The sequence below is a fragment of the Streptomyces sp. NPDC005402 genome (genome assembly GCF_040606575.1).
In the GTDB taxonomy this organism is placed as follows: Bacteria; Actinomycetota; Actinomycetes; order Streptomycetales; family Streptomycetaceae; genus Streptomyces.
On the sequence record NZ_JBEXFB010000014.1, the window covers coordinates 203,973 to 230,113 of the forward strand.

Annotated in this window: 23 protein-coding genes; 16 read left to right on the top strand and 7 right to left on the bottom strand. The window is 71.2% G+C overall.

Going from position 1 to position 26,141, the window contains the following annotated elements; genetic code table 11:
* Positions 1–86 precede the first annotated feature (86 nt).
* Both ABZT02_RS26895 and ABZT02_RS26900 read left to right on the top strand, forming a co-directional pair.
* A complete protein-coding gene (locus ABZT02_RS26895) occupies positions 87–1,604 on the top strand; it encodes a 3-hydroxyacyl-CoA dehydrogenase (RefSeq protein WP_356021577.1) in 1,518 nt (505 codons plus the stop codon).
* On the top strand, positions 1,601–2,191 hold the full coding sequence (locus ABZT02_RS26900; RefSeq protein WP_356021579.1) for a TetR/AcrR family transcriptional regulator: 591 nt from the start codon (positions 1,601–1,603) through the stop codon (positions 2,189–2,191). The genes ABZT02_RS26895 and ABZT02_RS26900 overlap by 4 nt, the downstream gene beginning before the upstream one ends.
* 2 nt (positions 2,192–2,193) lie before the next feature.
* On the opposite strand, the gene ABZT02_RS26905 is transcribed toward ABZT02_RS26900, so the two are convergent.
* Positions 2,194–2,679, bottom strand: coding sequence for an Lrp/AsnC family transcriptional regulator (locus ABZT02_RS26905; RefSeq protein ID WP_356021679.1), 486 nt, complete (start codon positions 2,677–2,679; stop codon positions 2,194–2,196).
* A gap of 189 nt (positions 2,680–2,868) precedes the next feature.
* Here ABZT02_RS26905 and pdhA (ABZT02_RS26910) point away from each other — a divergent pair, with 189 nt between their 5' ends.
* The 6 genes from pdhA (ABZT02_RS26910) (at position 2,869) to ABZT02_RS26935 (ending at position 9,977) form a co-directional block, all read left to right on the top strand.
* A complete protein-coding gene (gene pdhA / locus ABZT02_RS26910) occupies positions 2,869–4,014 on the top strand; it encodes a pyruvate dehydrogenase (acetyl-transferring) E1 component subunit alpha (protein WP_356021581.1) in 1,146 nt (381 codons plus the stop codon).
* Positions 4,011–5,015 carry an alpha-ketoacid dehydrogenase subunit beta gene (locus tag ABZT02_RS26915; protein ID WP_356021583.1) on the top strand — a complete coding sequence of 335 codons (1,005 nt, stop codon included), beginning with the start codon at positions 4,011–4,013 and terminating at the stop codon, positions 5,013–5,015. Before pdhA (ABZT02_RS26910) ends, ABZT02_RS26915 begins: the two co-directional genes overlap by 4 nt.
* The gene (locus ABZT02_RS26920; RefSeq protein ID WP_356021585.1) at positions 5,015–6,349 is read left to right on the top strand and encodes a dihydrolipoamide acetyltransferase family protein; all 1,335 of its coding nucleotides are present in this window, start codon (positions 5,015–5,017) and stop codon (positions 6,347–6,349) included. Before ABZT02_RS26915 ends, ABZT02_RS26920 begins: the two co-directional genes overlap by 1 nt.
* A gap of 213 nt (positions 6,350–6,562) precedes the next feature.
* Positions 6,563–7,483 (top strand): NTP transferase domain-containing protein, encoded by a 921-nt coding sequence (locus ABZT02_RS26925; RefSeq protein ID WP_356021587.1) that lies wholly within the window; start codon positions 6,563–6,565, stop codon positions 7,481–7,483.
* Entirely contained in the window at positions 7,480–8,874 is a 1,395-nt protein-coding gene (locus ABZT02_RS26930; RefSeq protein ID WP_356021589.1) for a molybdopterin molybdotransferase MoeA, read from the top strand. The genes ABZT02_RS26925 and ABZT02_RS26930 overlap by 4 nt, the downstream gene beginning before the upstream one ends.
* Positions 8,862–9,977, top strand: coding sequence for a potassium channel family protein (locus ABZT02_RS26935; protein ID WP_356021591.1), 1,116 nt, complete (start codon positions 8,862–8,864; stop codon positions 9,975–9,977). Before ABZT02_RS26930 ends, ABZT02_RS26935 begins: the two co-directional genes overlap by 13 nt.
* On the opposite strand, the gene ABZT02_RS26940 is transcribed toward ABZT02_RS26935, so the two are convergent.
* Together ABZT02_RS26940 and ABZT02_RS26945 are read right to left on the bottom strand one after the other, a co-directional pair.
* Positions 9,978–10,826 (bottom strand): ABC transporter permease, encoded by an 849-nt coding sequence (locus ABZT02_RS26940; RefSeq protein ID WP_356021594.1) that lies wholly within the window; start codon positions 10,824–10,826, stop codon positions 9,978–9,980. It abuts the gene before it with no gap.
* Positions 10,823–11,917, bottom strand: coding sequence for an ATP-binding cassette domain-containing protein (locus ABZT02_RS26945; RefSeq protein ID WP_356021596.1), 1,095 nt, complete (start codon positions 11,915–11,917; stop codon positions 10,823–10,825). The genes ABZT02_RS26940 and ABZT02_RS26945 overlap by 4 nt, the downstream gene beginning before the upstream one ends.
* Before the next feature lie 136 nt (positions 11,918–12,053).
* Here ABZT02_RS26945 and ABZT02_RS26950 point away from each other — a divergent pair, with 136 nt between their 5' ends.
* Positions 12,054–13,034, top strand: a complete 981-nt coding sequence (locus ABZT02_RS26950) for an NAD(P)H-quinone oxidoreductase (RefSeq protein WP_356021599.1) — start codon at positions 12,054–12,056, stop codon at positions 13,032–13,034.
* Positions 13,035–13,051: 17 nt separating this feature from the next.
* On the opposite strand, the gene ABZT02_RS26955 is transcribed toward ABZT02_RS26950, so the two are convergent.
* Positions 13,052–13,801 carry a hypothetical protein gene (locus ABZT02_RS26955; protein ID WP_356021601.1) on the bottom strand — a complete coding sequence of 250 codons (750 nt, stop codon included), beginning with the start codon at positions 13,799–13,801 and terminating at the stop codon, positions 13,052–13,054.
* A 136-nt stretch (positions 13,802–13,937) separates the two neighbouring features.
* On the opposite strand from ABZT02_RS26955, the gene ABZT02_RS26960 reads away from it, so the two are divergent.
* Positions 13,938–14,480, top strand: a complete 543-nt coding sequence (locus tag ABZT02_RS26960; protein WP_356021603.1) for a bacterial proteasome activator family protein — start codon at positions 13,938–13,940, stop codon at positions 14,478–14,480.
* Positions 14,481–14,869: 389 nt separating this feature from the next.
* Positions 14,870–16,438: a protein kinase gene (locus ABZT02_RS26965; protein ID WP_356021605.1), complete on the top strand. Its 1,569-nt coding sequence runs from the start codon at positions 14,870–14,872 to the stop codon at positions 16,436–16,438.
* A gap of 75 nt (positions 16,439–16,513) precedes the next feature.
* Here the strand turns inward: ABZT02_RS26965 and ABZT02_RS26970 are convergent, their stop codons facing one another.
* Complete coding sequence (locus tag ABZT02_RS26970) at positions 16,514–17,710, bottom strand: phosphotransferase (RefSeq protein WP_356021607.1); 1,197 nt, start codon at positions 17,708–17,710, stop codon at positions 16,514–16,516.
* Positions 17,711–18,263: 553 nt separating this feature from the next.
* Between ABZT02_RS26970 and pdhA (ABZT02_RS26975) the strand changes: the two genes are divergently transcribed.
* Genes pdhA (ABZT02_RS26975) through ABZT02_RS26985 form a run of 3 tightly spaced genes read left to right on the top strand, consistent with a single transcriptional unit; the run spans position 18,264 to position 21,841 of the window.
* Complete coding sequence (gene pdhA, locus ABZT02_RS26975) at positions 18,264–19,412, top strand: pyruvate dehydrogenase (acetyl-transferring) E1 component subunit alpha (RefSeq protein ID WP_356021609.1); 1,149 nt, start codon at positions 18,264–18,266, stop codon at positions 19,410–19,412.
* Between the two features lie 2 nt (positions 19,413–19,414).
* Positions 19,415–20,410: an alpha-ketoacid dehydrogenase subunit beta gene (locus tag ABZT02_RS26980; protein ID WP_356021611.1), complete on the top strand. Its 996-nt coding sequence runs from the start codon at positions 19,415–19,417 to the stop codon at positions 20,408–20,410.
* A gap of 9 nt (positions 20,411–20,419) precedes the next feature.
* Positions 20,420–21,841: a dihydrolipoamide acetyltransferase family protein gene (locus ABZT02_RS26985; RefSeq protein WP_356021613.1), complete on the top strand. Its 1,422-nt coding sequence runs from the start codon at positions 20,420–20,422 to the stop codon at positions 21,839–21,841.
* A gap of 89 nt (positions 21,842–21,930) precedes the next feature.
* On the opposite strand, the gene ABZT02_RS26990 is transcribed toward ABZT02_RS26985, so the two are convergent.
* Together ABZT02_RS26990 and ABZT02_RS26995 are read right to left on the bottom strand one after the other, a co-directional pair.
* The gene (locus ABZT02_RS26990) at positions 21,931–22,908 is read right to left on the bottom strand and encodes a Bro-N domain-containing protein (RefSeq protein ID WP_356021615.1); all 978 of its coding nucleotides are present in this window, start codon (positions 22,906–22,908) and stop codon (positions 21,931–21,933) included.
* A 171-nt stretch (positions 22,909–23,079) separates the two neighbouring features.
* Positions 23,080–23,979 (bottom strand): serine hydrolase, encoded by a 900-nt coding sequence (locus ABZT02_RS26995; protein ID WP_356021617.1) that lies wholly within the window; start codon positions 23,977–23,979, stop codon positions 23,080–23,082.
* A 208-nt stretch (positions 23,980–24,187) separates the two neighbouring features.
* On the opposite strand from ABZT02_RS26995, the gene ABZT02_RS27000 reads away from it, so the two are divergent.
* Together ABZT02_RS27000 and ABZT02_RS27005 are read left to right on the top strand one after the other, a co-directional pair.
* Complete coding sequence (locus ABZT02_RS27000) at positions 24,188–24,838, top strand: GntR family transcriptional regulator (RefSeq protein ID WP_356021620.1); 651 nt, start codon at positions 24,188–24,190, stop codon at positions 24,836–24,838.
* Positions 24,835–26,130, top strand: a complete 1,296-nt coding sequence (locus ABZT02_RS27005; protein ID WP_356021622.1) for an MFS transporter — start codon at positions 24,835–24,837, stop codon at positions 26,128–26,130. The genes ABZT02_RS27000 and ABZT02_RS27005 overlap by 4 nt, the downstream gene beginning before the upstream one ends.
* Positions 26,131–26,141 lie beyond the last annotated feature (11 nt).

Consider the following 26,141-nt stretch of genomic DNA (forward strand, 5'->3'; position numbering starts at 1 on the left):
GGTCAGAGTTAGAGTAACCGAACGATCGGTCGGGACAAGGGGGTCCGCCGCATCTGTGGAAAACCCCGTGCGGGAGGATCGCGCACATGACAGGACTCGACCTCAGCAGCCCCGTTGCCGTCGTCGGCACCGGCACCATGGGCCAGGGCATCGCCCAGGTCGCGCTGGTCGCCGGGCACCTCGTGCGGCTCTACGACGCCGCCCCCGGCCGTGCCCGGGAGGCCGCCGACGCGATCGGCGCCCGGCTGGACCGGCTCGTCGAGAAGGACCGGCTCACGGCCGCCGACCGGGACGCCGCGCGCGCCCGCCTCGTGGCCGCCGAGCACCTCACCGACCTAGCGGACTGCACCCTGGTCGTCGAGGCCGTCCTGGAGCGGCTGGACGTCAAGCAGCAGCTCTTCAGGGAGCTGGAGGACGTCGTCGGCGAGGACTGTCTGCTCGCCACCAACACCTCCTCCCTGTCGGTGACCGCCATCGCCGGTGCCCTGCGCCACCCGGGGCGCTTCGTGGGTCTGCACTTCTTCAACCCCGCGCCGCTGCTGCCGCTGGTCGAGGTCGTCTCCGGGTTCGCCACCGACGTCTCGTCGGCCACGCGCGCGTACGAGACGGCACGCGCGTGGGGCAAGGCGCCGGTCGCCTGCGCCGACACCCCGGGCTTCATCGTCAACCGCATCGCGCGGCCCTTCTACGCCGAGGCGTTCGCGGTCTACGAGGCCCAGGGCGCCGAGCCCGCCACCATCGACGCGGTCCTGCGCGAGTGCGGCGGATTCAAGATGGGCGCGTTCGAACTGACCGACCTGATCGGCCAGGACGTGAACGAGTCCGTGACGCACTCCGTGTGGCGCGCCTTCTTCCAGGACGTGCGCTTCACACCCTCGCTGGCCCAGCAGCGCCTGGTCGAGTCGGGCCGGCTCGGCCGCAAGAGCGGGCAGGGCTGGTACGACTACACCGAGGGCGCCGAGCGCGACGAGCCGCACACCGCGGAGCGGGCCCAGCCGCCCGCGTACGTCGTCGCCGAGGGCGATCTGGGCCCCGCGTCCGAACTGCTCGCGCTGATCCGCGAGGCGGGCATCCAGGTCCGTGACGACGAGGAGGACCACGGCACCCGTCTGGTCCTGCCGAGCGGCGGGCAGCTCGCGCTCGCCGACGGGCAGACCTCGGTGGAGTTCCGGGACGTCGTGTACTTCGACCTCGCGCTCGACTACCGCAGGGCCACGCGCATCGCGCTGTCCGCCTCCCAGGACATCTCGCAGCAGACGCTCGGCGAGGCCGTCGGGCTCTTCCAGGCGCTCGGCAAGGACGTCAGCGTCATCGGGGACGTGCCCGGCATGATCGTCGCCCGTACGGTCGCCCGGATCGTCGACCTGGCGCACGACGCCGTCGCCAAGGGCGTGGCCACCAAGGAGGACATCGACACCGCGATGCGGCTCGGGGTGAACTACCCGCTCGGCCCCTTCGAGTGGAGCCGCAGGCTCGGCCGCAACTGGGCCTACGCCCTCCTCGACGACCTGCACCTGCGCGACCCGTCCGGCCGGTACGCGCCCTCGCTCGCGCTGTACCGGCACGCGTACGCCTCCGACAAGCGGGAGGGCAGCACCTCATGACGACCGCCAAGCGCGACACGTACACCCCGGAGACGCTGCTGTCCGTCGCCGTCCAGGTCTTCAACGAGCGCGGCTACGACGGCACGTCCATGGAGCACCTCTCCAAGGCGGCGGGCATCTCCAAGTCGTCGATCTACCACCATGTGTCCGGCAAGGAGGAGCTCCTGCGCAGGGCCGTCAGCCGGGCCCTGGACGGCCTTTTCGGGATCCTCGACGAGGAGCACGCGCGCGTGGGGCGTGCCTCCGGCCGCCTGGAGTACGTCGTGCGGCGCATGGTGGAGGTGCTGATCGCCGAGCTGCCGTACGTGACCCTGCTGCTGCGGGTGCGGGGCAACACGGACACCGAGCGGTGGGCCCTGGAGCGCCGCCGCGACTTCGACCACCGGGTCGCCGAGCTCCTGAAGGCGGCGGCCGCGGACGGTGACGTACGCGGTGACGTGGAGGTCCGCCTCGCGACCCGCCTGGTCTTCGGAATGATCAACTCCATCGTGGAGTGGTACCGCCCGGACGGCCGGGGCATGAACGAACGCGAAGTGGCGGACGCGGTGGCCCAGTTGATTTTCGGGGGCCTGCGCAAGGCGTCCTGAACTCAGCCCTGCGGCTCCAGGTCCTCCTCCTCGAAGACCAGGAGGGTGCGCGTGCTGAGGACCTCCGGGATGGCCTGCAGGCGGGTGAGGACCAGTTCGCGCAGGGATCTGTTGTCCGGGGTGTGCACAAGAAGCAGCACGTCGAAATCACCGCCCACCAGCGCGATGTGCGAAGCCCCGGGCAGCTGTCTGAGCTGTTCGCGGACCGTGCGCCACGAGTTCTGGACGATCTTCAGGGTGATGTACGCCGAGGTGCCCTGGCCCGCGCGCTCGTGGTTGACACGGGCGCCGAAGCCACGGATGACGCCGTCCTCGACGAGACGGTTGATGCGCGCGTAGGCGTTGGCGCGCGAGACGTGCACCCGTTCGGCGACCGACCTTATCGACGCGCGGCCGTCCGCCTGGAGCATCTGGAGGATGTCCTGATCGACGGCGTCGAGCGGACGCGGGGGTGGAAGGGGGGCGCCGCCCTCCGAGCCTTCGGCCATTTGTTCAGGTGCCATGTCCCCCCGCCTCCCTGCCATGGACGTCCTGCGTTCATTGGAGGCTGTGGAGAACCGTTTGTCCACAGCCTGAGGGGGCCGGTAGCCAAAATGTGCCGACGACCGAACAATCGGTAGGTGAGGCGCCTCACATCCGTGGTGCGCCACCAGCCGCTCCCACGAGGAGGTGCCGTCATGACGGTCATGGAGCAGCGTGGCGCGTATCGGCCGTCGCCGCCGCCCGCCTGGCAGCCCCGCACGGACCCCGCGCCCCTGCTGCCCGACGCGGAACCCCATCGCGTCCTCGGCACCGAAGCGGCCGCGCAGGCCGACCCGGCCCTGCTGCGCCGGCTGTACGCCGAGCTGGTGCGCGGCCGGCGTTACAACACGCAGGCCACCGCCCTCACCAAGCAGGGCCGCCTCGCCGTGTACCCCTCCAGCACCGGCCAGGAGGCCTGCGAGGTCGCCGCCGCCCTGGCCCTCCAGGACCGCGACTGGCTCTTCCCCAGCTACCGCGACACCCTCGCCGCCGTCGCCCGCGGCCTGGACCCCGTCCAGGCGCTGACCCTCCTGCGCGGTGACTGGCACACCGGCTACGACCCGCGCGAGCACCGCGTGGCCCCCCTGTGCACCCCCCTCGCCACCCAGCTCCCGCACGCCGTCGGCCTCGCGCACGCCGCCCGTCTCAAGGGCGACGACGTGGTCGCCCTCGCCATGGTCGGCGACGGCGGCACCAGCGAGGGCGACTTCCACGAAGCACTGAACTTCGCCGCCGTCTGGCAGGCCCCGGTCGTCTTCCTGGTCCAGAACAACGGCTTCGCGATCTCCGTCCCGCTCGCCAAGCAGACCGCGGCCCCCTCGCTGGCCCACAAGGCCGTCGGCTACGGCATACCCGGGCGTCTGGTCGACGGCAACGACGCGGCCGCCGTGCACGAGGTCCTCAGCGCCGCCGTACGCCACGCTCGCGCGGGCGGCGGCCCCACGCTGGTGGAGGCGATCACCTACCGCGTGGACGCTCACACCAACGCCGACGACGCGACCCGTTACCGCGGCGACGCCGAGGTCGAGACCTGGCGCGGACACGACCCGATCGCCCTCCTGGAGCACGAACTGACCGAGCGCGGCCTGATCGACGAGGCCGGCATCGAGGCCGTACGCCAGGACGCCGAGGAGTTCGCCGCCTCCCTGCGCGAGCGCATGAACCAGGACCCGGTCCTCGACCCCATGGACCTGTTCGCCCACGTCTACGCCGAGCCCACCCCGCAACTGCGCGAGCAGCAGGCCCAGTTGCGCGCCGAGCTCGAAGCCGAGCACGACTCTCACGGGGGTACGCACCGATGACCACCGTCGCCCTCAAGCCGGCCACCATGGCGCAGGCCCTCACGCGCGCGCTGCGCGACGCGATGGCGGCCGACCCCACCGTGCACGTCATGGGCGAGGACGTCGGCACCCTCGGCGGTGTCTTCCGGATCACCGACGGACTGGCCAAGGAGTTCGGCGAGGACCGCTGCACGGACACCCCGCTCGCCGAGGCGGGCATCCTCGGCACGGCCGTCGGCATGGCGATGTACGGACTGCGGCCGGTCGTGGAGATGCAGTTCGACGCCTTCGCCTACCCGGCGTTCGAACAGCTGATCAGCCATGTGGCGAAGATGCGCAACCGCACGCGCGGGGCGATGCCGCTCCCGATCACCATCCGTGTCCCCTACGGCGGCGGCATCGGCGGCGTCGAGCACCACAGCGACTCCTCCGAGGCCTACTACATGGCGACTCCGGGGCTCCATGTCATCACGCCCGCGACCGTCGCCGACGCCTACGGACTGCTGCGCGCCGCCATCGCGTCCGACGACCCCGTGGTCGTCCTGGAGCCCAAGCGGCTGTACTGGTCGAAGGACTCCTGGAACCCGGACGATCCGCAGACCGTTGAACCGATAGGCCGCGCGGTGGTGCGGCGCCCCGGCCGGAGCGCCACACTCATCACGTACGGGCCGTCCGTACCCGTGTGCCTCGAAGCCGCCGAGGCCGCGCGGGAGGAGGGGTGGGACCTCGAAGTCGTCGACCTGCGCTCACTGGTGCCGTTCGACGACGACACGGTCTCCGCCTCGGTACGGCGGACCGGACGTGCGGTCGTCGTGCACGAGTCGGGCGGGTTCGGCGGACCGGGCGGGGAGATCGCGGCCCGGGTCACGGAGCGCTGCTTCCACCATCTGGAGGCGCCGGTGCTGCGCGTGGCCGGGTTCGACATCCCGTATCCGCCGCCGATGCTGGAGCGTCATCACCTGCCCGGCGTGGACCGGATCCTGGACGCCGTCGGGCGTCTTCAGTGGGAGGCGGAGAGCTGATGGCGCAGGTGCTGGAGTTCAGGCTGCCGGATCTCGGCGAGGGCCTGACCGAGGCGGAGATCGTCCGCTGGCTGGTGGAGGTCGGCGACGTGGTCGCGGTCGACCAGCCGGTCGTCGAGGTCGAGACGGCCAAGGCGATGGTCGACGTCCCCTGCCCCTACGCCGGTGTCGTCACGGCCCGCTTCGGTGAGGAGGGCAGTGAACTGCCGGTGGGCTCACCGCTCATCACGGTGGCGGTGGGGGCGCCGGCCTCCGACCCCGAAGCGCACACCGAGGGCTCGGGGAACGTCCTTGTCGGGTACGGCACCTCGGAGGCACCCGCGCGCAGGCGCAGGGTGCGGCGGGAGCAGCAGGTTCCGGTGCCGGTCAACGGCCGGTCGGCACCTGCCGAGGTGGTCGAGGGGCCCGTTCCCGTGATCTCCCCGCTGGTCCGCCGCCTCGCCCGCGAGAACGGCCTCGACCTCAGGGAACTCACCGGCTCCGGCCCCGACGGACTGATCCTGCGGGCCGACGTCGAGTACGCCCTGCGTGCCGCCGCCTCACCCGCGCGCCCGGCACCGGCACCGGCACCGGCACCGGCACCGGCACCTGAGCTCACTCCGGAAACCCCGCCGGCAGTCCCGGCATCGCCGGCGACACCCGCCACAGGAACTCGTATCCCCCTCAAGGGCGTCCGGGGCGCGGTCGCCGACAAGCTGTCCCGCAGCCGGAGCGAGATTCCCGACGCCACCTGCTGGGTGGACGCCGACGCGACGGAACTCATGCGCGCGCGTGCCGCGATGAACGCGGCCGGCGGAACCAAGATCTCCCTGCTCGCGCTGCTCGCCCGGATCTGCACCGCCGCCCTCGCCCGCTTCCCCGAGCTCAACTCCACCGTGGACACGGCGGCCAGGGAGATCGTGCAGCTGGACGCCGTGCATCTGGGGTTCGCCGCGCAGACCGAGCGGGGACTGGTCGTCCCGGTCGTGAAGGACGCGCACGCGCGGGACGCCGAGTCGCTGTCCGCGGAGTTCACCCGGCTGACCGAGGCGGCCCGCACCGGCACCCTCACCCCCGCCGAACTCACGGGCGGCACCTTCACGTTGAACAACTACGGCGTGTTCGGGGTCGACGGCTCCACGCCGATCATCAACCACCCCGAGGCGGCCATGCTCGGCGTCGGCCGCATCATTCCCAAGCCATGGGTGCACGAGGGTGAGCTGGCGGTGCGCCAGGTCGTCCAGCTCTCGCTCACCTTCGACCACCGGGTGTGCGACGGCGGAACCGCGGGCGGCTTCCTGCGGTATGTGGCGGACTGCGTGGAACAGCCGGCGGTCCTCCTGCGCACCCTGTGACCGCACCACCCGCACACGGCGATCGCGGCGCACCACCCGCACACGGCGATCGCGGCGCCGCACCGGCACACCACGGCCGCGGCGCCGCACCCGCACACCGAGATCGCCCGTCGACACCGCACACCACGATCGCCCGTCGGCACCCGCACCCCACGATCGATCCCGGCGGCGCCGCACGTTCCCTGTGATCGCTGGGGCACGCATACTCAGGGGGTGACCTCGTACGAGCCCTCGCGTGTCCCGGGCGCCGACCCCCTGTACGACGTGGTCGTGCTCGCGGGGGGCGCCGCCCGGCGGCTCGGCGGCGCGGACAAGCCGGGCGTGCGGGTGGGCGGACGTGCGCTGCTCGACCGGGTCCTCGCCGCCTGCGCCGACGCGGGCACCACCGTCGTCGTCGCCGACCCCCGCCCCACTGCCCGGCCGGTGACCTGGGCCCGCGAGGACCCGCCCGGCGGTGGCCCGCTGGCCGCCCTGGACGCCGGTCTGCGGCACATCACGGCGCGGCATGTCCTGGTGCTCTCCGCCGACCTGCCCTTCCTCCAGGAGAGCACCGCGCGACTGCTGGTGACCGTCCTGCGCACGGGCGGCGCCGACGGCGTGCTGCTCACCGACGCCGACGGCCGCGACCAGCCGCTCGTGGCGGCGTACCGCACGCCCTCGCTGCGCATTGAACTCGCCGCACTCACCAAGGAGCACGGCGCTCTCACCGGCCTTCCGCTGCGCCGACTGACCGCCGTCCTCGACCTCACCCGCGTCCCCGGCCCCGTCGCGTCCTTCGACTGCGACACCTGGGACGACATCGCCTCCGCCAGGGCACGCATCAGGGAGCATGGGCACGTGTTGGATGAATGGATTTCCGCAGTCAAGGACGAGCTGGGTATCGACCTCGACGTCGACACCGGCGTGCTGCTCGACCTGGCCCGTGACGCCGCGCACGGCGTGGCCAGGCCGGCGGCACCGCTGACCACCTTCCTCGTCGGCTATGCCGCCGCGCAGGCGGGCGGCGGCCCCGAGGCGGTCGCCGAGGCGTCCCGCAAGGCCGCTGCCCTGGCCGTGCGCTGGGCGGAGGAGGCCGACGGGGACTCCACGGCCGCGCCCGACGGGACCTCCGGCACCCGCCCGGACGCCGGATGACGGCCCGGTCCGTGCGCACCGGCGACCCCACCGGCCCCGTCGAAGACGCCGACGATCTCGACGTCGAGGATTCGCTGGCCCTGGTGAGAGAAGACAACGGCAGCGCGCCCACCGGGGGTCATCGCACCCCGGCGTCCCCGGCCCAGGGCTCCGGCCCGGCAGCCAGGCCGGACGCACACCACCGGGCGACCCCCTGGCCGGAGGCCCGCGCCACCGCCGCCCGGGCCGCCCGCGCGGTCACCCGCAGCGCCCGCCGCGCCCCCGTCTCCGTACGACTTGAGGACGCCCTCGGCCTCACCCTGGCCGTCCCTCTCGACGCCCTCACCGACCTCCCCTCCTTCGACACCTCGGCCATGGACGGCTGGGCGGTCGCGGGGCCTGGCCCCTGGGTCGTACGGGACGAGGGTGTGCTGGCCGGGCACGCCGAGTCCGCGCCCCTCACCGACGGGGAGGCGGCCCGAATCGCCACCGGCGCGCGCGTTCCCCCGGACGCCACCGCCGTCCTGCGCAGCGAGCACGGGCAGACCGACGAGAAGGGCCGGCTGCACGCCACCCGGGAGGTCGTGCACGGCCAGGACATCCGCCCGCGCGGACAGGAGTGCCGCAGCGGTGACCAGCTCCTGCCGCCCGGCACCCTCGTGACCCCGGCCGTCCTCGGCCTCGCCGCGGCCGCCGGATACGACACCCTCACCGCTGTCCCCCGCCCCCGCGTCGAAGTCCTCGTCCTCGGCGACGAGTTGCTCACCGAGGGGACTCCTCGGGACGGCCTGATCCGGGACGCGCTCGGGCCGATGCTTCCGCCCTGGCTGCGCGCGCTCGGCGCCGAGGTCACCGCCGTACGCCGGCTCGGTGACTCCGCCGAGGCCCTGCGCAAGGCGGTCTCCGGCTCCGATGCCGACGTGATCGTCACGACGGGCGGCACCGCGGCAGGACCTGTCGACCACGTCCACCCGATCCTGGCCCGCATCGGCGCCGAACTCCTGGTCGACGGGGTCAAGGTGAGGCCCGGCCACCCCATGCTGCTGGCCCGCACCAAGGAGAACCAGCACCTCGTCGGCCTGCCGGGCAACCCCCTCGCCGCCGTCTCCGGCTTGCTCACGCTCGCCGAACCGCTGCTGCGCACCCTGGCCGCCCGGCCGGCCCCGGAGCCGTACACACTGCCCCTGAGCAACGAGGCCCACGGTCACCCGTACGACACCCGGCTCGTCCCGGTCGTCCTGCGCGGTGACAGCGCGGTCCCGCTGCACTACAACGGCCCGGCCATGCTGCGGGGGATCGCTGCCGCCGATGCCCTCGCCGTCGTACCGCCCGGGGGCGCCCGGCCGGGGCAGGAGGCCGAACTGCTCGATCTGCCCTGGGCGTCCGCCGGAATCGGGGTGTGTTTCACGTGAAACTTCCGGGCCATGACGCGATCGCCCGCCAGGCGGACGAGCATCTCGTGACCCACAAGGTGAAGCTCCCGCGCAAGATCGTGGAGCACCCCTTCCGCCAGGTCGCCAAGCGGGTGCTGATGGCCCTGCTGGTCCTCACGGCGACCGCGCTGATCGTCTACGTCGACCGTGAGGGCTACAACGACAACTCGGACCAGTCCGTCGACTTCCTCGACGCCTGGTACTACGCGACCGTCACCCTCTCCACCACCGGGTACGGCGACATCACCCCGGTCAGTGATGCCGCCCGGCTCACCAACATCTTCGTCATCACGCCCCTGCGTGTGCTGTTTCTGATCATCCTGGTCGGCACCACGCTGGAGGTCCTCACCGAGCGCACCCGCGAGGAGTGGCGACTCAACCGCTGGAGGTCCACCTTGCGCGACCACACCGTCGTCGTCGGCTTCGGTACCAAGGGCCGTTCGGCGATCCAGACCGTGTGTGCGACGGGTCTGAAGAAGGAGCAGGTCGTCGTGGTCGACCCCAGCAGCAAGGTGATCGACGCCGCGACCGCCGAGGGCTTTGCGGGGGTCATCGGGGACGCCACGCGCAGCGAGGTGCTGAAGCGGGCCGAGGTGCACAGGGCCCGGAAGATCATCATCGCCACCCAGCGCGACGACACCGCCGTCCTGGTGACGCTGACGGCCCGGCAGCTCAACAAGGCCGCCAAGATCGTGGCCGCGGTGCGCGAGGAGGAGAACGCGCCACTGCTCAAGCAGTCCGGCGCGGACGCGGTCATCACCAGCGCCAGCGCGGCCGGCCGGCTGCTCGGTCTGTCGGTGCTGAGCCCCGCCGCCGGCATGGTGATGGAGGACCTCATCCAGCAGGGCAGCGGGCTCGACATTATCGAAAGGCCCGTCATAAAGGCCGAGGTGGGCAGGAAGCCGCGGGAGACGGACGACCTGGTGGTGAGCGTGCTGCGCGGGCACCGGGTGCTCGGATACGACGATCCGGCCGTCGGGACGCTGGAGCTGACGGACCGGCTGATCACGATCGTGCGGGCGTCGCCGGGCAGCCAGGTGGCACCCGACGCCCGCCCGCTGCCCCCGATGCCTTCGACGTGATCACTTGCGGTTGTAGAGCCGCATGGTGACCGGTCCGAAGACCGCGACGAACAGGCCGGCCCACCCCAGCGACCAGGCGATCTCGTCGACGGGCCAGTCGCCTGCCATCAGCTCGCGCACGGCCGAGGACAGATGGGTGATCGGGCTGTTGTTGACGAAGGCCTGGAGCCAGCCCGGCATGGTCCTCGGGTCGACGAAGACGTTGGACAGGAAGGTCAGCGGGAAGATCACCATCATGCTGACGCCCATCACCGACTTCTCGGTCCGCAGCAGCAGTCCGAACATCGTCCAGATCCACGAGAACGCGAACGAGAAGACGACCAGCAGCGCGATCCCGGCGACCACTCCCACGACCCCGCCGTCCGGGCGGTAGCCGAGGATCACGCCGACGGTGAGCATCACGACGGACGCGATGGTGTAGCGCAGGGCGTCGCCGAGCAGATAACCGACCATCGTCGACGGCCGCCAGATGGGCAGCGAGCGGAAGCGGTCGAAGACGCCCTTCGCGATGTCGGTGTTGACCGAGACGCCGGTGTACATCGTGATCATCACGACCGACATCACCAGGATGCCCGGCAGCAGGAACTGGATGTACTCCTCCGGGGACCCGGCCAGGGCGCCCCCGAACAGGTACGTGTACATCAGCACCATCATGATCGGGAACGCGGTGACGTCGAAGAGCTGCTCCGGCACGTGCTTGATCTTGAGGATCGCCCGCCAGCCGAAGGTCAGCGAGGCCGACAGCGCGCTCGGGCGCGGCGGCCGCTCCCCGGCGACCAAAAGCGCGGCCAGCGACTCGGCGCTGACGGGGGCGAGGTCCTGGGCCTCGGTCTGTGTCGTGGTGCTCATGCCGCCACCTCGTCCTTGTCGTCGCCGGAGTCGCCGGAGTCGCCGGAGTCGCCGGAGTCGCCGGAGTCGCCGGAGTCGCCGGAGTCGCCGGAGTCGTGGGAGTCGCGGTGGTCGCGGTCGTCGTGCGTGTCGTGTCCGGTGAGGGCGAGGAACACCTCGTCCAGGCTGGGCTGGCCGAGCGAGAAGTTGTCGACCGTGATGCCGGTGCGGGCCAGTTCCGCCAGGGCGCGGGAGGCCTGTTCGGCGGCCGTGTCGCCGGCCGCCGAAGCGAGCCGGGCCGTCAGCGCCACCGAGTCCGGTTCCAGCTGCACCCGCGCGTCCAGGGACCGTCGTAGGATCTCCGCCGCCTCGGGCCGCTGCCCGCCGTCCCGCAGGCGCAGATGTACGGTGCCGGCGCCCACGGAGGCCTTCAGCTCGCCCTTGGTGCCCTCGGCGATCACCCGGCCGTGGTCGATGACGGCGATGCGGGCGGCCAGCTGGTCGGCCTCGTCCAGATACTGCGTGGTCAGCAGCACGGTGGTGCCCTGGGCGACGACCGCGCGCACGATGTCCCAGACCTGGTTGCGGCTGCGCGGGTCGAGGCCGGTGGTGGGCTCGTCGAGGAAGAGCAGTTCGGGTGTGTTGAGGATGGACGCGGCGATGTCGATACGGCGCCGCATGCCGCCGGAGTAGTGCTTGACCTGCTTTGCGGCCGCCTCCGCGAGACCGAATGCCTCCAGGAGCTGCCCGGCGCGCTCGCGTGCCGCCTTCTTGTGGTGGCCGAGGAGACGGCCCAGCAGGATCAGGTTCTCGGCGCCGGTGAGGTCCTCGTCGACGGAGGCGTACTGGCCGGTGAGGCTGACCCGGCCGCGGACCTCGTCGGCCTCGCGGACGACGTCGTGGCCGAAGACGTGCGCCTCGCCGGCGTCGGGGCGCAGGAGGGTGGCGAGCATCCTCACCGTGGTGGTCTTGCCGGCGCCGTTGGGGCCGAGGAGGCCGTAGACCGTGCCGGCCGGTACGGCGAGGTCGACCCCGTCGACGGCCCTGGTGTCGCCGAACGTCTTCACGAGGCCCGCGGTCTCGATCGCCAGGGAGGACGTGTGCTCGCTCATGGGCGGGGTTCCTTCCGCGTGCTTGGGCTACGCATGGGGAGACCTTTGCCGTCGCGCGAATTCATCGGTCGTGCACGAAGATTTTTCGGGACCGGGCGCCACCTGGGGTTCCGGGGCGGGGAGTAGCGTCGGGCCCATGTATGCGATCACGATTCCCGAACCCGGTGGACCCGAGGCGCTGGTCTGGAGCGAGGTGCCGGATGCCGTGGCCGGCGAGGGCGAGGTACTGGTCGAGGTGGTGGCCGGGGCCGTCAACCGCGCCGACATCCTGCAACGGCAGGGCTTCTACAACCCCCCGCCCGGCGCCTCCCCCTACCCCGGCCTGGAGTGCTCCGGGCGGATCGCGGCGATCGGCCCCGGGGTCTCCGGCTGGTCCGTCGGCGACGAGGTCTGCGCGCTGCTCGCGGGCGGCGGATACGCCGAGAAGGTCGCAGTGCCGGCCGGGCAGCTGCTGCCCGTGCCCAAGGGCGTCGATCTGACGCGGGCGGCCGCGCTGCCCGAGGTGGTCTGCACGGTCTGGTCGAACGTCTTCATGGTCGCCCACCTGCGCCCCGGCGAGACCCTGCTGGTGCACGGGGGCTCCAGCGGCATCGGCACGATGGCCATCCAGCTCGCCAAGGCCGTCGGCGCCAAGGTCGCGGTGACCGCGGGCACGCCGGAGAAGCTGGACCGCTGCGCCGAGCTCGGCGCGGACGTCCTGATCAACTACCGGGAACAGGACTTCGTCGAGGAGGTCAGGAAGGCCACCGAGGGGGCGGGCGCCGACGTCATCCTCGACAACATGGGCGCGAAGTACCTCGACCGCAACGTCAACGCCCTGGCCGTCAACGGACGGCTCGCGATCATCGGCATGCAGGGCGGCGTCAAGGGCGAGCTCAACATCGCCACGCTGCTGGGCAAGCGGGCCGCGATCAGCGCGACCTCGCTGCGGGCGCGGCCGCCGGCCGAGAAGACGGCGATCGTGGCGGCCGTACGCGAGCATGTGTGGCCCCTGCTGGACGCCGGGCACATCCGTCCGGTCGTCGACCGCGAGCTCCCGATGAGCGACGCGGCCGCCGCGCACCGGGTCGTCGAGGAGAGCGGCCACATCGGCAAGGTCCTGCTGGTCACGCAGTAGGCGTTCGGGTACGGGCCCTACCCGCGGCGCAGCCGGAGCGCGAACAGGCCGAGTCCGAGCCCGAGTCCGACCAGCACCAGTCCGGTGCCGAGCGGCAGGATGAACACCTTGGACCCGGCCACGGGCCGCGCCGCGACGTGTGACGGTCGCGCCGCGGCGCTCTGCGGGGGCGGCTCCGGCACGGCGGTGAAGTCATCGTCACCGGAGTCGGTCCCGCCGGAGTCCGTACCGTCGCTGTCCGCGTCCTCCGCCACCGGGTCCTCCCGCCGCCCCGGCCGCTCCCGCCCCTCACCCGCGCGGCTTCCGGCACGGGAGGGGGTGGCGGCCGAGGGGGAGGGCGCGAGGGAGGCCGAGGGTGAGGCGCGCTCCGGGCCGTGACCGCGCGAGGGCCCCGAGGGGACGGCGGACCGGGCGGCGGGGTGCCGCGGACCGCGAGTCGGCACAGGGCCCGACAGGGTGCGGGAGGGGGAGGCCGACCTGCCCGGGGCGGTGTGCGGCGGGAGCCCGGTGGGGTACGGCCGTGCGGCCTCCGGCAGCGTCTCGTGGGCCGGTACCGAGCCCGGCGACCGGGTGGCGGAGGCCGGCGTGCCCGCCGTCCCGCGCAGTGGTCCAGCAGGGGGCACGGCGTGTGCCGCCCGTCGGTCGGGCGCGCTTGCCGCGAGGTGCGGCGGCGGCTCGGCGCCGTATGCCCGGCCGGCCTGCGGCAGGGTGGCCGCGCTCGCGCCCACCAGGATCGCCAGTACCGTCGCGCGTAGCCAGGGAGTCACGGGACAAGGTTGGCATTGCGGGACGAAACCGGCATTACGGGTGAAGCGATGGAGGCGATCCGCTCCGGGGACGGTGGATCAGCCCACAGTGGGGGCACCTCAGTGGTGAGGTGTACGGGTGCGAGAGAATGGCGGCATGGAGATGCCGAGGAACGAAGGTTCGCCGGAAAGCCCTCAGATCCTGGTCGTGGGCCAGGACGGGATGGCACTGGGCGGCGGGGGTGACGACGACTCCCGCGAGGTCCCGGTCACGGAGATGGTCGAGCAGCCCGCGAAGGTCATGCGGATCGGCAGCATGATCAAGCAGCTGCTCGAAGAGGTGCGCGCGGCTCCCCTCGACGAGGCCAGCCGGGCCCGGCTCAAGGAGATCCACCACAGCTCGGTGAAGGAGCTGGAGGACGGGCTCGCCCCCGAGCTCGTGGAGGAGCTGGAGCGGCTCTCCCTGCCCTTCAACGAGGACGCGACCCCGAGCGACGCGGAACTGCGGATCGCGCAGGCCCAGTTGGTGGGCTGGCTGGAGGGTCTCTTCCACGGGATCCAGACCACCCTGTTCGCCCAGCAGATGGCCGCGCGGGCCCAGCTGGAACAGATGCGCCGCGCGCTCCCGCCGGGCGTCGGCGGTCACGAGGAGGGCGGCGACCCGCGCGCGGGCGGTCGCACGGGCGGACCGTACCTGTAACTCCCCGACCGAGAAGGGCCCGGCGGCCGAGGCTGCCGGGCCCTTCATGTCGCCTGTGCCGTGCCACCTGCGCCATGTCACCTGGGGGAAACGCTCGTTCGGGTTCTCTTCGTGAGTTTGGCCACGGAGTCCTGCCGCGCCGGCCCGTCGGACGCGGTGCCCGTTCCGTGACCGTACGCGAAAGAAAGGTCGCGCGGACGTTACAGGCGCCGCACCGCCGGTACACAGGATTTGCACGCCGAGACGCAGTACAGGTTTGATGGCCGGTCCGTCTCGGGCCGGTCCCCGGGCTCATCCCGGACCGGCGGCTTGCGTGAAGGCTGTAGCGTGGCCGACGGAGACCGTAACAACACCGCGCGCACCGCGGGCAGAAACGACGGCGAGGACCGATGGCACAGCAGCAGCGCGCTCAGGGCCCGTCCGACCCCGAGGCGACTGGCGGCGGAATGTCAGATGCGCCGGAGCTGTGGGGTAACGGCGGACTGGTGGGGGACGGCCGATATCGGCTGACCCGCAGACTCGGCCGGGGCGGTATGGCCGAGGTGTTCGCGGCCGAGGACGTACGGCTCGGCCGCACCGTGGCGGTCAAGCTGCTCCGGGCCGACCTCGCCGAGGACCCGACCTCCAAGGCCCGCTTCACGCGCGAGGCCCAGTCCGTGGCCGGCCTCAACCACCACGCGATCGTCGCCGTGTACGACTCCGGCGAGGACTTCGTGGGCGGCCAGTCGGTGCCGTACATCGTCATGGAGATCGTCGAGGGACGGACGATCCGGGATCTGCTGCTCAACGCCGAGGCGCCGGGGCCCGAGCAGGCCCTGATCATCGTCTCCGGTGTCCTGGAGGCGCTCGCCTACTCGCACCAGCACGGCATCGTGCACCGCGACATCAAGCCCGCCAACGTGATCATCACGCACAACGGCGCGGTCAAGGTGATGGACTTCGGCATCGCCCGCGCCCTGCACGGCGCGTCCACGACGATGACGCAGACCGGCATGGTCATGGGCACCCCGCAGTACCTCTCCCCGGAGCAGGCCCTCGGCAAGGCCGTCGACCACCGCTCCGACCTGTACGCCACGGGCTGTCTCCTCTACGAACTCCTCGCGCTGCGGCCGCCGTTCACCGGCGAGACCCCGCTGTCCGTCGTCTACCAGCACGTCCAGGACATCCCGACGCCTCCGTCGCAGGTCTCCGACGCCGTCCCGCCGGAGCTCGACGGCCTGGTCATGCGCTCGCTCGCCAAGGAGCCGGACGACCGCTTCCAGACGGCCGAGGAGATGCGCGGGCTCGTCCAGTACGGCCTGCAGATGCTGTACGACCAGGGCGGTCACACCGGCACCTGGAACACCGGCCCGGTCACGGCGCACGACGGCCGCGGCGCGGCCGCCGCGGGCTTCGCGAGCACCAGCGTGCTGCCGCACTCCGGCGCCCCCTCCGGCACCACCCAGATCCCGCAGCAGATCCTGCCCTCCGGTTACGGCGGCGGGGACGACGGCGGCTTCGAGAACCACGGCAACCGGGGCAGCGGCCGCGGCAAGCTGTGGATCCTCGCCGTCCTCGCGGTGATCGCCGTCGCGGCGGGCGTCGCCCTGGCACTCAACGGCGGCGGCGGTGGCGGGAGCGGTGGCGGCACCGGCAGCTCCGTGTCGCCGACCACCTCGAAGACCACCGACGACAAGACGCCCAGCGAGACGCCGAGCGACGACACGACGAGCGAGGAGACCGACACGTCCACGGACGACAGCGGCACCTCGGGCGACTCCGGCTACACGCCGTCCTATACGCCGTCGTACACGCCCTCCTACACGCCTTCGCCCTCGGCCACGCAGCCGTCCGAGACGGCGACCGAGCCGTCCGACTCGCCGGAGCCCACGGACTCGGCGGAGCCCACGGACTCGGCGGACCCGACCGGCGGCGGCCTCGTCGAAGGCGCGGGTGGCGGCGACGGCGGCGACTCCTGATCGACCTCGGCGCTTCACGCGCGCGTGGCGCCCGTCCCCGGGGCCACGCGCGCGTGCCGTTTCCGGGGCCCCGCGTCAGCCCACGAACGCGTCGCACACCGCGTCGTACTCCCGCGTCCACCACACCACCAGCGCGGAGGCCGCCGGGAACTGGGGGTCCGCGCGGGTGTCGCCGCGCTCGTAGTGCCAGCGCAGCATCCAGAAATCGTTGAGACGCTCCCACCACACGCGGTGCACGGCCGCCGCGAGTTCCGAGGGCGTGGCTTTCGCCGTACGCCGGTACGCGCGCGCGTAGGCCCGCACCTTCGGCAGGTCGAGCGTCCCCGTGGGCCGTACGAAGAAGATCGCGGCGGCGCGTACGGCCTCCTCGGCGCGGGGCTTCACACCGAGCCGGTCCCAGTCGACGATCGCGGCGGGGGCGTCGCCCCGGTAGAGCAGGTTGAAGGGGTGGAAGTCCCCGTGCACCCAGCCCACCGGTCCGCCGTGCGGAGGCCGCCGTCCCACGTGCAGTTCGAGCAGGGCACGCCGCTCCAGGAGCCGGTGCCGGGCCAGCTCGTCGAAGGAGTCGGCGGGCCGGTGCCGGCGCACGCGCGCGAGGAGGTCGTCGATGAGGGCGAAGGTGGTGGCGGGGTCGGCACCCGCGTCGACGGGGTCCGCGTCAGGGGTCGCGGTCCCGGCGTTCCTGGCGGCCGGGTGACCGGCGTGCGGCTTTCCCGAACGGGCGCTGCCGGCTCGCGCCGGGGTGTGGTGCGTTGGTGCGGCGCCACGGTCCGGCGTGTCCGGGGCGGTGTCCGGGGCGCTTGCGTCGGTGCGTGCGCCCCCGCCTGCCCGCGCACCCTTTTCGGTCCGCTCGCAGCCCTGCACCGGCATCACCCGCTCCAGGCTCGCGTGCACCACGCCCAGCAGCGCCCCGAGCCGGCCGCACTGCTCGGCGGTGAGCTGGGCGCCGTGGCGGTGGCGGCCCTCGATCCAGGGGTGGAGGGCATAGGCGTGGCCGCCGACGACCGCGACCGTGCGGCCGTCGTGGGCGGGGAAGGGCGGGGCGACCGGAACGCCGAGGGCGGCCAGGCGCTGGGTGGCGCGATGCTGGCGGGCGATCGCCTCAGGGGTGGCCGTCTCGGGGTCGAAGTGGTGCTTGAGGAAGTAGCGGCCGCGGGTCGTGCGGAGCCGGTAGCCGCGATTGAGGAGGCCTTGGTCGACGGGATCGCAGGCTAGGGCGGACCCGGCGGCGTAGTGGCGGAGGAGGGCGCCCAGTGGGGGCGCGTGAGGCATGAGGGGTGGTACGGGAGAGCGCGGCACGCGCCAGATGCTAGGGCACGAGCAAGGGCCGTGAGCTGGGCGTTGTCACGGGCAGTCACAGACTGACACAGTGAGTCCCGATCGGTCTCCTTCGGTCACGGACGTCTCCGAAGCGCTCGATCTCGGCGACGCGCGGCCGCCGGCGCGCCGACGGCCGTACGCGTCGGCGAGGGGAAAAACCGATTTCTCCTTTTTCGTGCAATCCACAAGTCAAACACGGAAAGTCTTCCGGTGACCTGGGTGGACGGGATAACGTGCCGTTGCTCCGGCCTCCTGCAAGGCTGTGACCAGCACCCCTTCGGCCCTTTTCCGATTTACTTGGAAATCCAAGCAAAATCGCAGGTCAAAGGGGGTTTCACAGAAATGTGGAGCACTGGGTAACGTGATTCTTGCAGGGCGCTCGCCGGGGCACCTGTCACGCCTGTTCCGGCCGAGTGGCACCCACCCCGTGCACGGGTGTCGGCAACAGGTGAGCCGCACTGGTACACCCGGCAACCCCGGGGGCCGGACCGACGGAGGAGCACACGTGACCGTGGAGAGCACTGCCGCGCGCAAGCCGCGACGCAGCGCCGGGACGAGGAAGTCCCCGAGCACCAAGCCCGAACTGGTTCAGCTGCTGACGCCCGAGGGCAAGCGCGTCAAGAACGCCGAGTACGACAAGTACGTCGCCGACATCACCCCCGAAGAGCTCCGCGGCCTCTACCGCGACATGGTGCTCACCCGCCGCTTCGACGCCGAGGCCACCTCCCTCCAGCGCCAGGGCGAACTGGGCCTGTGGGCCTCGCTGCTCGGCCAGGAGGCCGCCCAGATCGGATCGGGACGGGCACTGCGCGACGACGACTACGTGTTCCCCACCTACCGCGAGCACGGCGTGGCCTGGTGCCGCGGGGTCGACCCGACCAACCTGCTCGGCATGTTCCGCGGGGTGAACAACGGCGGCTGGGACCCGAACGGCAACAACTTCCACCTCTACACGATCGTCATCGGCTCCCAGACGCTGCACGCCACGGGCTACGCGATGGGCATCGCCAAGGACGGCGCCGACTCCGCGGTCATCGCCTACTTCGGCGACGGTGCCTCCAGCCAGGGCGACGTGGCCGAATCGTTCACCTTCTCCGCGGTCTACAACGCCCCGGTGGTGTTCTTCTGCCAGAACAACCAGTGGGCGATCTCCGAGCCGACCGAGAAGCAGACCCGCGTACCGCTCTACCAGCGCGCGCAGGGCTTCGGTTTCCCCGGCGTACGGGTCGACGGCAACGACGTGCTCGCGTCGCTGGCCGTCACCAAGTGGGCGCTGGAGCGGGCCCGCGCGGGAGAGGGGCCGACGCTCGTCGAGGCGTACACCTACCGGATGGGCGCCCACACCACCTCCGACGACCCGAGCAAGTACCGGGCCGACGAGGAGCGCGAGGCGTGGGAGGCGAAGGACCCGATCCTGCGCCTGCGCCGGTACCTGGAGGCCTCAAACCACGCGGACGAGGGATTCTTCGCGGAACTGGAGACCGAGTCCGAGGCGTTGGGCAGGCGAGTGCGTGAGGCGGTCCGTGCGATGCCGGACCCGGACCGCTTCGCGATGTTCGACCACGCGTATGCGGACGGGCATGCGCTGGTCGATGAGGAGCGGGCCGGTTTCGCCGCCTACCAGGCGTCGTTCGCGGATGGGGAAGGGGCCTGATCATGGCGGCGGAGAGTGTGACAAGCAAGAACATGGCGCTGGCCAAGGCGATCAACGAGTCGCTGCGGCGGGCCCTGGACACCGACCCCAAGGTCCTGGTCATGGGCGAGGACGTCGGCAAGCTCGGCGGCGTCTTCCGGGTCACCGACGGCCTGCAGAAGGACTTCGGCGAGAGCCGCGTCGTCGACACCCCGCTCGCGGAGTCCGGCATCGTGGGCACCGCGATCGGCCTGGCGCTGCGCGGCTACCGGCCGGTGGTGGAGATCCAGTTCGACGGGTTCGTGTTCCCGGCCTACGACCAGATCGTCACCCAGCTGGCGAAGATGCACGCCCGCTCACTGGGCAAGGTCAAGATGCCCGTCGTGGTGCGGATCCCCTACGGCGGCGGCATCGGCGCGGTCGAGCACCACTCCGAGTCCCCGGAGTCGCTGTTCGCGCATGTGGCGGGCTTGAAGGTGGTCTCGCCGTCGAACCCGTCGGACGCGTACTGGATGATGCAGCAGGCCATCCAGAGCGACGACCCGGTGATCTTCTTCGAGCCCAAGCGGCGCTACTGGGACAAGGGTGAGGTCGACACCGAAGCCATCCCCGGCCCGCTGCACAAGGCGCGCACGGTCCGCGAGGGCAGTGATCTGACGCTGGTCGCCTACGGTCCGATGGTCAAGCTGTGCCAGGAGGTCGCTGACGCGGCCGCCGAGGAGGGCAGGTCGCTGGAGGTTCTCGACCTGCGGTCCATCTCGCCGCTGGACTTCGACGCGATCCAGACCTCGGTGGAGAAGACCCGCCGCCTGGTGGTGGTGCACGAGGCGCCGGTGTTCTTCGGCTCCGGCGCGGAGATCGCCGCCCGGATCACCGAGCGGTGTTTCTACCACCTGGAGGCGCCGGTGCTGCGGGTGGGCGGCTACCACGCCCCCTATCCGCCGGCGCGTCTGGAGGACGAGTACCTGCCGGGTCTGGACCGGGTACTGGACGCCGTCGACCGCTCGCTGGCGTACTGAGGAGAGGCCGTGACGACGATGACGGATGCGTCCGTACGCGAGTTCAAGATGCCGGACGTGGGCGAGGGCCTGACCGAGGCGGAGATCCTCAAGTGGTATGTCCAGCCCGGCGACACGGTCACCGACGGGCAGGTGGTGTGCGAGGTGGAGACGGCCAAGGCGGCCGTCGAACTGCCCATCCCCTACGACGGGGTGGTACGCGACCTGCACTTCCCCGAGGGCACCACGGTCGACGTCGGCACGTCGATCATCGCGATCGACGTGGCGGGCGGAGCGCCCGCGGCTGCGGAGACACCGGCCGAGGCGTCCGGGACCGCTGTGGCCGACGCCGCCCCTGAGAAGAAGCCGGAGGGCCGTCAGCCGGTCCTGGTCGGCTACGGCGTGGCCGTCTCCTCGACCAAGCGCCGCCCCCGCAAGGGCCCCGAACTGCCGCTCCAGCAGGCCTCGGTGACGATCCAGACCGAACTCAACGGCCATGGCCCGGCCCCCACCGCGCCGGCGGCCGCTGCCGAGCGGTCCCGTCCACTGGCCAAGCCCCCGGTACGCAAGCTGGCCAAGGACCTGGGCGTCGACCTGACCACGGTGATCCCCTCCGGCCCGGACGGCATCATCACCCGCGAGGACGTGCACGCGGCGGCCACCCCGACCGAGGCGCCGGTCCCGGTCACGCAGGCCCCGGTGACCCAGGCCCCGGCAGTCCCGGCGGCACCCGCCGCCTCCTACGACGCGGTCCGTGAGACCCGTGTCCCCGTCAAGGGCGTCCGCAAGGCCACCGCCCAGGCGATGGTCGGCTCGGCGTTCACCGCCCCGCATGTCACCGAGTTCGTGACGGTCGACGTGACCCGCACCCTGAAGCTCGTCGAGGAGCTCAAGCAGGACAAGGACTTCGCGGGGCTGCGGGTCAACCCCCTCCTGCTGATCGCCAAGGCCCTCCTCGTCGCGATCAAGCGCAACCCGGGCGTCAACGCGTCCTGGGACGAGGCCAACCAGGAGATCGTCCTCAAGCACTACGTCAACCTGGGCATCGCGGCGGCCACCCCGCGCGGCCTGATCGTCCCGAACATCAAGGACGCCGACGCGAAGACGCTCCCGCAACTGGCCGAGGCACTGGGCGAGCTGGTGGCCACGGCGAAGGAGGGCCGCACCTCGCCGGCCGCCATGCAGGGCGGCACGGTGACCATCACCAACGTCGGCGTCTTCGGCGTCGACACCGGCACCCCCATCCTGCCGCCCGGCGAGTCCGCGATCCTCGCCGTCGGCGCGATCAAGCTCCAGCCCTGGGTCCACAAGGGCAAGGTCAAGCCCCGCCAGGTCACCACCCTGGCCCTCAGCTTCGACCACCGCCTGATCGACGGTGAGCTGGGTTCCAAGGTCCTGGCCGACGTGGCGGCGATCCTGGAACAGCCGAAGAAACTCATCACCTGGGCGTGACCCGCGAGCAGCGGACAAGTTGTTCAGCACTGAAGGGACGGCCGCAAGTTTGCGTTGCGGCCGTCCCTTCAGCCATTCACCGGGTCGGGTCAGGACAGGTTGAGCACGTATACCGGAGCCCCGTCCTCCGACGCACCCTGGGAGCGGATGCAGGCGTGCTTGCGCAACAGCCGCAGGCATTCGTTGACGCGGTGCACGGACAGTCCCGTCCGAGCCGCGATCGATTCGAGCGGCCGCCGGAGCTCACCCTCCTCGACGAGAACCGGCGCGATGACGACGGCCACGGTCCAGACGTCCTCCGTCACGGACAACCGACGGCGCCAGTCGGCCAGCACGGACTCCGTCGTCGGTGGCGTGGACAAGTCGACGGTGGGGGCCGGGCGTTCGAGGACCAGGGAGTCGAGCCGGTCCGCGATGCGTTCCATGGCCAGGGCCATGGTCTGCTGGGCGGTGAGGGCGGCCCGCTGCGTCTCCAGGATCTCCCTCTGCGTCCCCACGATCTCCTCTTGCAGCGCGATCATCCTGTGCTGGGAGACCGCGAGCTGTTCGTCCGCCTGGAGGTTGCGTTCCTCCAGCCGGACGATCGCCTCGGCGACCTGCTCCGGCATGGCGTAGGCAATCGGGGCGCCCGGTTCAGAGGGCTGCACCTCGGCCTCCTCGAGAGTGTAGGACCCCTCCCGCTGGACAGTCTCGATCACCTCGGCGGCCCACTGCTTGAAGGGGGCGCAGTCGGGTTTGGTGCAGGCGTTGACGAGGAGGATGAGACCTTGGAGAGAGATGACGTTCAGGTCTCGTCGCCACTCTCTACCTGCGGGAATGCTGAGACCGTAACCTCCAGTTAGGGTCTCGAGAATGTCTCGGTGGTCTTCCGGAACATGGTCGGAGAGTGCCTTCTGCGGATTGGTGTGCCCCAGCTGCTTGCACACGTCCACCGCCGGAAACCAGTGGTTCCCGTCCGGCATGGTCAGCCGCCGAATCCGGTGTCCGGTCGCCGCATAGACGAAGTCACCGACGTCGATCGCCTCATGCCTCTTGCCCGCCTCGGGCCGCTTGCTCGGTTCGTTCATGTGAACCACCTCCGCAGCGGAAACTAGGGCCGAGAAGTTCCGATATGCCAATCCACGTAACGATGTTCACCAATGCGAGGGAATCCCCCTTATTCTCCTTGCGACCGGTGCCCCGACATGCGGAAGGGGCCCGTCGCCCACCGGCGACGGACCCCTTCGTGGCAGTCGGCGTCAGCTGATCTTCGCGTAGCCGTAGTTGATGAGCTTCTTCACGTCGGTCGTGCGGTTGGCCGCCGACGAGGCGGTCATGACAGCGCCGATGACGGACTCGCCGTTCTTGGTGGCGGCGAAGACGAGGCAGTACTTGGAGTCGGTGCCCGAGCCGGTCTTGATGCCGAGCGTGCCGTTCCAGCCGAGCAGGGTGTTGGTGTTCGTCCAGGCACCCATGGTGCGGGTGCTGCCGGTCTTGGTGATCGTCTTGGCCGTGTACGACTTGGTCTTCACGACGGACTTGAAGGTCGAGTTCTTCATCACGTTGCGGGCGAGCAGCGTGAGGTCCTTCGGTGTCGAGGCGTTCGCACCATTGCTTATGCCGTCGAACGAGTCGAACTTCGTGTTCGTCATGCCGAGGCTCCGGGCCGTCGTGTTCATCTTCGCGATGAACGACTTCGTGCGCGCGGAGACCGTCGAGCCGGAGCCGAACTTGTCGGCGAGGGCCATCGCGGCGTCACAGCCGGACGGCAGCATCATCCCGTAGAGCAGCTGACGGACGGTCACCTTGTCGCCGACGATCAGGTGAGCGGACGAAGCGCCCTTGGAGACGATGTAGTCGCTGTACGCCTTCTTGATCGTGACCTTGGCGTCCAGGTTGAGGTTCGACTGCGAGAGCACGACCTTCGCGGTCATGATCTTCGTGGTGGAAGCGGTGAGCCGCTTCGTGTTCGGCGCCTTGCTGTAGAGGGTCGTGCCGGTCGCGCTGTTCATCAGGAACCCGCCCTTGGCGGTGATGGTCGGCGTCGTGAGCGCCTGCGCGGGTGCCGCGGTGAGAGCTCCGGTGGCGAGCACTGCGCCGGTCGTGATCGCGACGGCTGCGGCTCTGCGGACGCGGAGGCCCTTGATGGCGGTAATCAACTGAAATACCCCGAATACGTCGAATGCCCCTGGTGTGCGGCCGAGTTGAAAGGGGAAGAAAGTGGGGCCGCACGTGTGTGACACGTAAGTAGCACACAAGGTTGTGCCCCGGCTGGGGCGGGTGGGGCTTTCGTCGGTGAGAGTTCCTGTCGGGTCCGAATGGTGGACGGGACTCATTATGCGTACGTGTTGTATCTATGCTGTGGGCATGAGCATGGCCGTGAAACAGCCTCCCGCCGCCGATCGCGTCTACGCCCACGTCAAGCAGGGCGTTCTGGACCGCCGTTACGAGGGTGGAACCCTGCTGACCGAGGGCGAGCTCGGCGAGGCCGTCGGGGTTTCCCGCACGCCTGTGCGAGAAGCGCTGCTGCGCCTTGAGGTCGAAGGGCTGATCAAGCTTTACCCGAAAAAGGGAGCGCTGGTCCTTCCTGTCTCCGCCCAGGAGATCGCCGACGTCGTCGAGACCCGGCAGCTCGTCGAGGGCCACGCCGCCCGCAAGGCCGTACCCGCCTCCCCGCAGCTCATCGCACGCCTCGAAGAACTGCTCGCCCGGCAGAAGGAGCAGGCCGCCGCCGGGGACCTGGCCGGCGCCGCCGTCACCGACCGCTGCTTCCACGCCGAGATCGTCCGCAGCGGCGGCAACGAGATCCTCAGCCGGCTCTACGACCAGCTCCGCGACCGCCAGCTCCGGATGGGCGTCGCCGTCATGCACGCCCACCCGGACCGCATCACCAAGACCCTCGTCGAGCACGAGCAGATCCTGACGGCCCTGCGCTCCGGTGACGCGGAGGCGGTCGTGGGCCTGATCCACGGACACGTCGAGTGGTTCTCCCACCTCGCCCGGGGTGAGGTCCGATGAGCCACACCAGGCTCCCCGGCGACCCTCCCGGCGGCCGGCGCGCGATGGCCGTGTGGGGCATCGGCGTCTCCGTCTACTTCGTCGCGGTCATCTTCCGTACGTCCCTCGGCGTCGCCGGCCTCGACGCCGCCGACCGCTTCCATGTGAACGCCTCGGCCCTGTCGACCTTCTCGATCCTCCAGCTCCTCGTCTACGCCGGCATGCAGATACCGGTCGGCCTGCTCGTCGACCGGCTCGGCACCAAGAAGGTCCTGACGCTCGGCGTGGTGCTGTTCACGGCGGGACAGCTCGGCTTCGCGTTCTCACCGTCGTACGGCACCGCCCTCGCCTCGCGCGCCCTGCTCGGCTGCGGCGACGCCATGACCTTCATCAGCGTGCTGCGGCTGGGCACCCGCTGGTTCCCCGCCCGGCGCGGACCGCTGGTCGCACAGCTCGCCGGGCTCGTCGGCATGGCGGGCAACCTGGTCTCCACGCTGGTCCTGGCCCGGCTGCTGCACGGCATCGGCTGGACACCGGCGTTCGCGGGCAGCTCGCTCGCGGGGGTCGTCGTCCTGGTCCTGCTGCTGCTCTTCCTCAAGGACCACCCCGAGGGCCACGAACCGGAGCCCTTCCCGCACCAGGGGGCCGCCTACGTACGCCGGCAGATCGCCGCGTCCTGGCGGGAGCCCGGCACCCGGCTCGGACTGTGGGTGCACTTCACGACCCAGTTCCCGGCGATGGTGTTCCTGCTGCTGTGGGGCCTGCCGTTCCTGGTCGAGGCGCAGGGGCTGTCCCGGGCGGTGGCGGGCGAACTGCTCACTCTCGTCGTGCTGTCCAACATGGCCGTCGGCCTGGTCTACGGCCAGGTCGTCGCCCGGCACCACGGGGCGCGGCTGCCCCTCGCGCTCGGGACGGTGGCGGCGACGGCCCTGCTGTGGGCGGCCACGCTGGCCTACCCCGGTGACCGGGCGCCGATGTGGCTGCTGATCGTGCTGTGCGTGGTGCTCGGCTCGTGCGGGCCGGCGTCGATGCTCGGCTTCGACTTCGCGCGGCCGGCGAACCCGCCGGAACGGCAGGGGACCGCGTCCGGCATCACGAACATGGGCGGGTTCGTCGCGTCGATGACCACCCTGTTCGCCGTCGGTGTGCTCCTGGACGCGACCGACGACAACTACACCGTCGCCTTCTCCTCCGTCTTCGTGCTCCAGGCGCTCGGCGTCAGCCAGATCCTGCGGCTGCGCAGGCGGGCGGCCCGGCGGGAGCGGGAGCGGCTGGTGGCGAGCCGGGTGGAGACCGTCCACGTGCCCGCGTAGGCGCACGCCGC